General features: G+C 68.5%; 8 protein-coding genes and 1 pseudogene. 8 read left to right on the top strand and 1 reads right to left on the bottom strand.

The window, feature by feature from the left end; translation table 11 throughout:
• The first annotated feature begins 72 nt into the window (after positions 1-72).
• Together G3N92_RS27105 and G3N92_RS27100 are read left to right on the top strand one after the other, a co-directional pair.
• Positions 73-852, top strand: coding sequence for an SDR family oxidoreductase (locus tag G3N92_RS27105; RefSeq protein WP_206130667.1), 780 nt, complete (start codon positions 73-75; stop codon positions 850-852).
• A gap of 47 nt (positions 853-899) precedes the next feature.
• On the top strand, positions 900-1,289 hold the full coding sequence (locus G3N92_RS27100; RefSeq protein WP_206130666.1) for a methylglyoxal synthase: 390 nt from the start codon (positions 900-902) through the stop codon (positions 1,287-1,289).
• A 42-nt stretch (positions 1,290-1,331) separates the two neighbouring features.
• Here the strand turns inward: G3N92_RS27100 and G3N92_RS27095 are convergent, their stop codons facing one another.
• Positions 1,332-1,745: a hypothetical protein gene (locus G3N92_RS27095; RefSeq protein ID WP_206130665.1), complete on the bottom strand. Its 414-nt coding sequence runs from the start codon at positions 1,743-1,745 to the stop codon at positions 1,332-1,334.
• Between the two features lie 272 nt (positions 1,746-2,017).
• On the opposite strand from G3N92_RS27095, the gene G3N92_RS27090 reads away from it, so the two are divergent.
• From G3N92_RS27090 to G3N92_RS27065, 6 genes and pseudogenes are all read left to right on the top strand, one after another.
• Positions 2,018-2,992, top strand: a complete 975-nt coding sequence (locus G3N92_RS27090; protein ID WP_206130664.1) for a quinone oxidoreductase — start codon at positions 2,018-2,020, stop codon at positions 2,990-2,992.
• 306 nt (positions 2,993-3,298) lie between these two features.
• Positions 3,299-3,391 carry a K(+)-transporting ATPase subunit F gene (gene kdpF, locus G3N92_RS27085; RefSeq protein WP_206130663.1) on the top strand — a complete coding sequence of 31 codons (93 nt, stop codon included), beginning with the start codon at positions 3,299-3,301 and terminating at the stop codon, positions 3,389-3,391.
• Complete coding sequence (kdpA, locus tag G3N92_RS27080; protein ID WP_206130662.1) at positions 3,388-5,196, top strand: potassium-transporting ATPase subunit KdpA; 1,809 nt, start codon at positions 3,388-3,390, stop codon at positions 5,194-5,196. The genes kdpF and kdpA overlap by 4 nt, the downstream gene beginning before the upstream one ends.
• Positions 5,197-5,319: 123 nt before the next feature.
• Positions 5,320-7,419, top strand: a complete 2,100-nt coding sequence (gene kdpB / locus G3N92_RS27075; protein WP_206130661.1) for a potassium-transporting ATPase subunit KdpB — start codon at positions 5,320-5,322, stop codon at positions 7,417-7,419.
• A 43-nt stretch (positions 7,420-7,462) separates the two neighbouring features.
• Positions 7,463-8,044, top strand: coding sequence for a potassium-transporting ATPase subunit KdpC (gene kdpC, locus G3N92_RS27070; protein ID WP_206130660.1), 582 nt, complete (start codon positions 7,463-7,465; stop codon positions 8,042-8,044).
• 129 nt (positions 8,045-8,173) lie between these two features.
• Positions 8,174-8,995 (top strand): annotated as a pseudogene (locus G3N92_RS27065) (two-component system sensor histidine kinase KdbD); the annotation flags it as partial.

Genomic DNA, 8,995 nt, shown 5'->3' with positions numbered 1-8,995 from the left:
GCCCGCGTCCCGGCCCGCGCCGCCGCATCGGCGCGGCCGCGGCCGCTCACTGACAGCAAGGAACCGGCTCGAATGGATCTCGGAATCGCAGGACGCACCGCGCTCGTATGCGCGGCCAGCAAGGGGCTCGGACGCGGCTGCGCGCAGGCGCTGGCCGCCGAGGGCGCGAAGCTCGTGATCGTGGCGCGCACCCAGGAAACGCTCGACGCCACCGCCGAGCACATCCGCCGCACCACCGGCGCGGACGTCGCGGCCGTCGCCTGCGACATCACCACGCCGCACGGGCGCGAACTGGCGCTGGCGGCCTGCCCGCAGCCCGACATCCTCGTCACCAACGCGGGCGGCCCGCCGCCGGGCGATTTCCGCGATTTCTCGCGCGACGACTGGATCCGCGCCGTCGACGCGAACATGCTGACGCCGATCGAGCTGATCCGCGCCACCCTCGACGGCATGATCGCGCGCCGCTTCGGCCGCATCGTCAACATCACCAGTTCGTCGGTCAAAGCGCCGATCGAGGTGCTGGCGCTGTCGAACGGCGCACGCTCGGGGCTGACGGGCTTCGTGGCGGGGCTCGCGCGCAAGGTGGCCGAGCACAACGTGACGATCAACAACCTGTTGCCGGGCATGTTCGACACCGATCGCATCAAGACCACGCTGACGGCGTCGGCGCAGGCGGCCGGCAAGAGCGTCGACGAAATGCGCGCGCGCCGCACCCAGGAAATCCCGGCGCGCCGGCTCGGCCAGCCCGACGAATTCGGCGCGGCCTGCGCGTTCCTGTGCAGCGTGCATGCCGGCTACATCACCGGCCAGAATTGGCTGATGGACGGCGGCGCCTACCCGGGCACGTTCTGAGCGCCGCGCGCGCGTTGCTCCCTTTCGACCCACGAGGATCGACCAGCATGGATGCACCCCGGATTGCGCTGATCGCGCACGACGCCAAGAAGGACGAAATCGTCGCGCTCACGGGCGCCTATCGCGACACGCTCGCGCGCTGCAAGCTGCTGGCCACCGGCACCACGGGCGGGCGGATCGCCAGCGCGCACGGGCTGGAAGTGGAGCGCAAGCTGTCCGGCCCGCTCGGCGGCGATCAGCAGATCGGCGCCGAACTGGCGTCGGGCCTGGTGCAGATGGTGGTGTTCCTGCGCGATCCGATGACCGCGCAGCCGCACGATCCGGACATCAACGCGCTGGTGCGCGTGTGCGACGTGCACGACGTGCCGGTGGCCACCAACGTGGCGACGGCGCGCGTGCTGCTCGACGATCTGGTGCGGCGGCTGGGGCCGGCATGAAGCGGCGCCGGGCGTGAAGCCCGGCGCGCGCCTGCCGGAGGATCAGTTGGCCTGCTGAATCAACAGCGTGGCTTGTCCGCTGTTGTCGACGCAGTTGTCGTCGGACACCCAGGCGAAGAAGTTCGCCACGGTGGTGGAGCCGACATCGACCACGATCGGCTGCGCCGTGACCGCCACGCCCCAGCGTGCATTGAGGATGCCGCCCTGCACATGCACGGTGTCGATCCCGCACAGGCCGAGGTTGGTGTTCGGCAGGCAGTTCAGTTTGTTGTTGGTCACCGACATCACGTAACGGCCCGGCGCGAGCTGGAACGACGCGGACGTGCCGGTTGCCGCGCCCGACGTGACGGCGCTCTGATTGCAATTGAGCTTTGCGTCGATCGTGACGGACGTGGCGGCCTGGGCGGCGAAGGAGACGAGGGCAAGCAGGAGGGGGGCAACAGCCGAAATGCGCATGAATCGGACTCTCAGTGTGAATTGGATGTAGTTGGCGTGTCGGCACGAGCATGCCGACTACCGCTTAACGGTCGAAGCCCGGCCGGCCTTGACGCCATTGCCCGCAAAATCCATTTTTATATGACACCGGCTGCCGGATGACGCTTCGGTCGGCGTCGGCGCCGGCGGCGGTGTGGCGGCCGCCAGCAGAAAAATCCGCGACGCGCGAGAATCACCGTTCGCGCGGCCGCACGGCCGGCGCTCCCCCGTATCCCCAACCAGGAGCAGGACGCATGCCGAAAGCAATCCGTTACGACCAGCCGGGCGGCCCGGAAGTGATGAAGTGGGTCGATGTCGAGGCCGGCAAGCCGAAGGCCGGCGAGGTGCGCGTGAAGCACCACGCGGTGGGCCTGAACTACATCGACGTGTATTTCCGCAACGGCCTCTATCCGCAGCCGCTGCCCGGCGGCCTCGGCCAGGAGGGCGCGGGCGAGGTGGCCGAAGTGGGCGAGGGCGTCACGTCGCTGAAGGTGGGCGATCGCGTCGCCTACACGGGCGTGCCGCCCGGCTCGTACGCCGAGGAGCGCGTGCTGCCGGCCGAGAAGATCGTCAAGCTGCCCGACGCGATCGGCTACGACGATGCCGCCTCGATCATGCTGCAGGGCCTTACCGTGCAATATCTGCTGCGCCGCACCTATCCGGTCAAGGCCGGCGACACGATCCTGATCCACGCGGCCGCGGGCGGCGTCGGGCTGCTGGCCTGCCAGTGGGCCAAGGCGCTCGGCGCGACGGTGATCGGCACGGTCGGCTCGGACGAAAAAGCCGAGCTTGCGAAGGCGCACGGCTGCGATCACGCGATCGTCTACACGCGCGAGAACTTCACCGAGCGCGTGAAGGACATCACCAACGGCGCGGGCGTGCCGGTGGTGTACGACTCGATCGGCAAGGACACCTACCTCGGCTCGCTCGACTGCCTCGCGCCGCTCGGCCTGTTCGTCAGCTTCGGCAATGCGTCCGGCCCGCTGCCGCCGATCGACTCGAAGGAATTCGCCTCGCGCGGCTCGCTGTTCTTCACGCGTCCGACGCTGTTCACCTATATCGCCAAGCGCCCCGATCTCGAACGCGGCGCGGCCGAACTGTTCGACGTGGTGAGCTCGGGCAAGGTCAAGACCAACGTGCGTCAGCGCTATCAACTGGCCGACGTGGCCGACGCCCATCGCGATCTCGAAGCGCGCCGCACCACGGGTTCCACGATCCTGCTGCCCTAACCGCTTCGTTTCACTTCCCGCCCCGCGTCTCACCTCACGCCGCAGCCGCCTTCAGGGCGGCTGCGCGCTTTCCGCACCATCGCCCGGCCGCCGCCGCCGTGTTTACGCGTTTTTTACACCCACCCGTCCACCTTTGACCTGCCCTTTACGCGCATTCCCATAACGTTGCATCCGTTCGTACAGGAACACGGAGAACACAACAATGGATGCGCTGTATATCGGTGGTCTCGCACTGTTTTCGGTGCTGATCGCCGCGCTCGTCGCGGGGTGCGACAAGCTCTCGCAATATGGTCGCGGGGGGCGTCAATGAACTGGATGCTGTGGCTCGCGGGGCTCTCGACCGCCCTGCTGTTCGCCTATCTGATCTACGCGCTGCTGCGCGCGGAGGACATCGAATGAGCGCGAACGACCTCTTGCAGGCGGGGATCTTCCTCGTCGTGCTGCTGGCGCTGGCGGTGCCCGTCGCCGGCTATCTGACCCGCGTGATGGACGGTTCGTCGCGCATCGTGCGCCTGTTCGGGCCGCTCGAACGCGTGCTGTACCGCGTCGCGGGCGTCGATCCGGGCGCGGAAATGTCGTGGAAGCAGTATGCGTTCGCGACGATCGCGTTCAACGTGCTCGGCATGTTCGTGCTCTACGCGCTGCTGCGCATCCAGCAATGGCTGCCCGGCAACCCGCAGCAGTTCCCGCCGATGACGGTGGACGGCGCGTTCAACACGGCCGTCAGCTTCGTCACCAACACCAACTGGCAGGATTACTCGCCCGAGCAGACGGTCAGCTACCTCACGCAGATGCTCGGCCTGACGGTGCAGAACTTCCTGTCGGCGGCCACCGGCATCGTGGTGGTGATCGCGCTGATCCGCGGCTTCGCGCGTCATACCGCGAAGACGATCGGCAATTTCTGGGTCGACCTGACGCGTGTGACGCTGTACGTGCTGGTGCCGATCTCGGCCGTGGTGGCGGCGCTGCTGATGAGCCAGGGCGTGATCCAGAACTTCCGCGCCTACACCGACGTGCCCACGCTGCAGGCCAGCACCTACCAGGCGCCGAAGCTCGACGCGCAGGGCAACCCGGTCAAGGACGACAAGGGCAACCCGGTGACGGTCGCCACGCCGCTCAAGACGCAAACGCTGGCGATGGGCCCGGTGGCCACGCAGGAAGCCATCAAGATGCTCGGCACCAACGGCGGCGGCTTCTTCAACGGCAACTCGGCGCATCCGTACGAAAACCCCACGCCGTTCTCGAACATGGTCGAGATGCTGGCGATCCTGATCCTGCCGGCCGCGCTGTGTCTCGTGTTCGGCCGCATGATCGGCGACCGCCGGCAGGGCGTCGCGGTGCTCGCGGCGATGACGGTGGCGTTCGCGGCGGCGGTCGGCGTGGAGGCGGCTTCCGAACAGCGCGGCAACCCGCAGTTCGCGGCGCTGCATGTCGACCAGGGCGCGAGCGACCTGCAGGCGGGCGGCAACATGGAAGGCAAGGAAACCCGCTTCGGCATCGCGCAAACGAGCATCTTCGTGGTCACGACCACGGCGGCCTCGTGCGGCGCGGTGGATGGCGCGCACGATTCGCTGACGCCGGTGGGCGGGCTGGTGCCGATGCTGCTGATCCAGCTCGGCGAGGTGATCTTCGGCGGGGTGGGCTCCGGGCTGTACGGGATGCTCGTGTTCGCGCTGCTGGCGGTGTTCGTGGCGGGCCTGATGATCGGCCGCACGCCCGAATACGTCGGCAAGAAGATCGAATCGTTCGAGATGAAGATGGTGTCGATCGTGGTGCTGCTCACGCCGCTGCTGGTGCTGGTGGGCACGTCGATCGCGGTGCTGTCGGAGGCCGGCCGCGCGGGGATCGCCAATCCGGGGCCGCATGGCTTCTCGGAAATCCTCTACGCGTTCAGCTCGGCCGCCAACAACAACGGCAGCGCGTTCGCGGGCCTGACGGTCAGCACGCCGTTCTACAACTGGCTGACGGCGATCGCGATGTGGTTCGGCCGCTTCGGCACGATCGTGCCGGTGCTGGCGATCGCCGGCTCGCTGGCGGCCAAGAAGCGCATCGCCGCGACCAGCGGCACGCTGCCGACGCACGGCCCGCTGTTCGTGGTGCTGCTGCTCGGTTCGGTGCTGCTGGTGGGCGCGCTGACCTACGTGCCGGCGCTCGCGCTCGGCCCCGGCGTCGAGCATCTGATGCTGTTCGCCAACTCGCATTGAGCACGCGCTGAGCGTGCATCGGGCAGGTCGGGCCGCGCGGCGAGCGCCGCCGGCCCGCCGCCCGCCAACAGGAAACGGGAAGTCGGAATCCGCGCATCGTTCGCGATGCCATCGAGGATCACAATGAATCAACATTCCGCTACACGATCGATGTTCGACCCGGCGCTGCTGCGCCCGGCGATCGTCGATTCGTTCAAGAAACTCACGCCGCGCACGCAGTTCCGCAATCCGGTGATGTTCTGCGTCTACGTCGGCAGCGTGCTGACCACCATTCTCTGGATCGCGGCGCTGGCCGGCCAGGCCGAGGCGCCGGCCGGCTTCATCCTGGCCGTCACGCTGTGGCTCTGGTTCACGGTGCTGTTCGCGAACTTCGCCGAGGCGCTGGCCGAGGGCCGCTCGAAGGCGCAGGCCGCATCGCTGCGCAGCGCCAAGAAAGACGTGATGGCCAAGAAGCTCAATGAGCCGCATCCGAAATCGCCGGTGCGCATCACCACCGCGAGCGACCTGCGCCGCGGCGACGTGGTGCTGGTCGAGACGGGCGACGTGATCCCCGCCGACGGCGAGGTGATCGACGGCGTGGCCTCGGTCGACGAATCGGCCATCACGGGCGAATCGGCGCCGGTGATCCGCGAATCGGGCGGCGATTTCTCGTCGGTGACGGGCGGCACGCGCGTGCTGTCGGACTGGATCGTCGTGAAGGTCACGGCGAACCCGGGCGAGGCGTTCCTCGACCGCATGATCGCGATGGTCGAAGGCGCCAAGCGCAAGAAGACGCCGAACGAGATCGCGCTGACCATCCTGCTGGTCGCGCTGACGATCGTGATGCTGCTGGCCACCGCCACGCTGCTGCCGTTCTCGATCTTCTCGGTGCAGGCGATGAACGCCGGCCACGTGGTGACGATCACCGCGCTGGTGGCGCTGCTGGTGTGCCTGATCCCGACCACCATCGGCGGGCTGCTGTCGTCGATCGGCGTGGCCGGCATGAGCCGCATGATGCAGGCCAACGTGATCGCCACCTCGGGCCGCGCCGTGGAAGCGGCCGGCGACGTGGACGTGCTGCTGCTCGACAAGACGGGCACCATCACGCTCGGCAATCGTCAGGCGTCCGAATTCGTGCCGGCCGCCGGCGTGCCGCAGGAAGCGCTGGCCGACGCCGCGCAACTGTCGTCGCTGGCCGACGAAACGCCGGAAGGCCGCAGCATCGTGGTGCTGGCCAAGACCCGCTTCAACCTGCGCCAGCGCGACATGGCCGCGTTGCAGGCCACCTTCATCGGCTTCTCGGCCACCACCCGCATGAGCGGCGTGGATCTGCCCGACCGCGAGATCCGCAAGGGCGCGGCCGAGGCGATTCGCCAGTACGTCGAAGCGCACGGCGGCCGGTTCCCCGAGGACGTGCGCCGCGCGGTGGACGACGTCGCCCGCAAGGGCAGCACGCCGCTGGTGGTGGCCGAGCGCGACGGCGGCCACGGCGCGCCGGGCGAGGCCCGCGTGCTCGGCGTGATCGAGCTGAAGGACATCGTGAAGGGCGGCATCAAGGAGCGTTTCGCCGAGCTGCGCAAGATGGGCATCAAGACCGTGATGGTGACGGGCGACAACCGCCTGACCGCCGCCGCGATCGCGGCCGAGGCCGGGGTGGACGATTTCCTCGCCGAAGCCACGCCCGAAACCAAGCTCGCGACGATCCGCGAGCATCAGTCGGCCGGGCGCCTCGTGGCGATGACGGGCGACGGCACCAACGACGCGCCGGCGCTGGCCCAGGCCGACGTGGCGGTGGCGATGAACACCGGCACGCAGGCCGCGAAGGAGGCCGGCAACATGGTCGACCTCGATTCGAATCCGACCAAGCTGATCGAGATCGTCGAGATCGGCAAGCAGATGCTGATGACGCGCGGCTCGCTGACCACGTTCTCGATCGCCAACGACATCGCCAAGTATTTCGCGATCATCCCGGCCGCGTTCGCCACCACCTATCCGCAGCTCAACGCACTGAACGTGATGCATCTGGCCACGCCGGCCTCGGCCATCATGTCCGCGGTGATCTTCAACGCGCTGATCATCGTGGCGCTGATTCCGCTCGCGCTGAAGGGCGTGCGCTACCGGGCGCTCGGCGCGGCCACGCTGCTGCGCCGCAATCTGCTGATCTACGGGCTCGGCGGGATCCTGGTGCCGTTCGTCGGCATCAAGCTGATCGACGTCGTGCTCGCCGCGCTCGGCTGGGTATGAGGCCAATTCGAAACCCATTCGAGGCCATTTGAGGAAGCTCACCATGAAAACCATGATTCGTCCGCTCATCGTCCTGTTCGCGGTGCTGACCGCCGTGACGGGCCTCGCGTATCCGGCCGTGATGACGGCGTTCGGCGCGGCGGTGTTCCCGTCGCAATCGTCCGGCAGCCTGATCGAGCTGAACGGCAAGCTGGTCGGCTCCACGCTGATCGGCCAGCCGTTCGACGCGCCGCAATACTTCTGGGGTCGCCTGTCGGCCACCACGCCGATGCCGTACAACGCGCAGGGTTCGAGCGCCTCGAACCTCGGCCCGACCAACCCGGCGCTGACCGATCAGGTCAAGGGCCGCCTCGACGCGCTGAAGGCGGCGGGCACCGACCTGAGCCAGCCGGTGCCGGTGGATCTGGTCACGGCCTCGGGCAGCGGCCTCGATCCGGAGATCAGCCCGGCCGCCGCGCTGTATCAGGTGGCGCGCGTCGCCAAGGCGCGCGGCATGTCGGCCGACGCGGTGCGGCAACTGGTGGACGCGCACACCCAGGGCCGCCAGTTCGGCCTGTTCGGCGAGCCGCGCGTGAACGTGCTGGCGCTGAACCTGGCGCTCGACTCGGCGAAATCCGCGCACTGACCGGACGCGGATTGCCTTCGCGGCGCGGCCTGGCCGCGCCGCCTTTTCTTTTTTCGGGATTTGGCACCACAATGCTTGCCACGACCGTGATTCGCGCCGCCGGCGCGCCGCTTTCCGCATGAAGGCCGCATGAACCGCCCCGATCCCGACCAGCTTCTCGACAAGCTCCAGCGCGAAGAGGAGAAGCAGCAGCGCGGCCGGCTGAAGATCTTCTTCGGCGCATCGGCCGGCGTCGGCAAGACCTATGCGATGCTGCGGGCCGCGCGCGTGCGCGCCGACGAAGGCGTGGACGTGCTGGTCGGCATCGTCGAAACGCATGGCCGGCGCGAAACGGCGGCGCTGCTCGACGGGCTCGACGTGCTGCCGCCGCTCGCGCTCGAGCATCGCGGCCGGACCTTGGCCGAGTTCGATCTCGACGCCGCGCTCGCGCGCCGGCCGCAGCTCGTGCTGGTCGACGAGCTGGCCCATTCGAACGTGACCGGCTCGCGCCACCTGAAGCGCTGGCAGGACGTGCACGAACTGCTCGACGCGGGCATCGACGTCTACACCACCGTCAACGTCCAGCATCTCGACAGCCTCAACGACGTGGTGGGTGCGATCACCGGCATTCGCGTCTGGGAAACGGTGCCGGACCACGTGTTCGACGCGGCCGACGAGGTGACGCTGGTCGATCTGCCCGCCGACGAGCTGCTCGAGCGGATGCGCGACGGCAAGGTGTATCTGCCGCAGCAGGCCGAGCGCGCGGTGCGCAACTTCTTCCGCAAGGGCAACCTGATCGCGCTGCGCGAGCTGGCGCTGCGGCGCACGGCCGACCGCGTCGACGCGCAGATGCGCGAATACCGCGCCGACCGCTCGATCGCGCGAATCTGGCAGGCGCGCGAGCGGCTGCTGGTGTGCGTCGGGCCGGGGCCGGAGGCGCCCACGCTGGTGCGCGCCGCGGCGCGTCTGGCG

The organism is Burkholderia sp. Ac-20379 (genome assembly GCF_017104645.1).
Taxonomy (GTDB): Bacteria; Pseudomonadota; Gammaproteobacteria; order Burkholderiales; family Burkholderiaceae; genus Burkholderia.
Note: the sequence above shows the minus strand (reverse complement) of the source record. Positions and strands in the feature narration are given on the sequence as shown.

What these genes read in the sequence shown, in the direction of transcription:
- G3N92_RS27105 (WP_206130667.1), top strand. Translation starts at nt 73, where the DNA reads ATGGATCTCGGAATCGCAGGACGCACCGCGCTCGTATGCGCGGCCAGC.
- G3N92_RS27100 (WP_206130666.1), top strand. Translation starts at nt 900, where the DNA reads ATGGATGCACCCCGGATTGCGCTGATCGCGCACGACGCCAAGAAGGAC.
- G3N92_RS27095 (WP_206130665.1), bottom strand. Translation starts at nt 1,745, where the DNA reads ATGCGCATTTCGGCTGTTGCCCCCCTCCTGCTTGCCCTCGTCTCCTTC.
- G3N92_RS27090 (WP_206130664.1), top strand. Translation starts at nt 2,018, where the DNA reads ATGCCGAAAGCAATCCGTTACGACCAGCCGGGCGGCCCGGAAGTGATG.
- kdpF (WP_206130663.1), top strand. Translation starts at nt 3,299, where the DNA reads ATGAACTGGATGCTGTGGCTCGCGGGGCTCTCGACCGCCCTGCTGTTC.
- kdpA (WP_206130662.1), top strand. Translation starts at nt 3,388, where the DNA reads ATGAGCGCGAACGACCTCTTGCAGGCGGGGATCTTCCTCGTCGTGCTG.
- kdpB (WP_206130661.1), top strand. Translation starts at nt 5,320, where the DNA reads ATGAATCAACATTCCGCTACACGATCGATGTTCGACCCGGCGCTGCTG.
- kdpC (WP_206130660.1), top strand. Translation starts at nt 7,463, where the DNA reads ATGAAAACCATGATTCGTCCGCTCATCGTCCTGTTCGCGGTGCTGACC.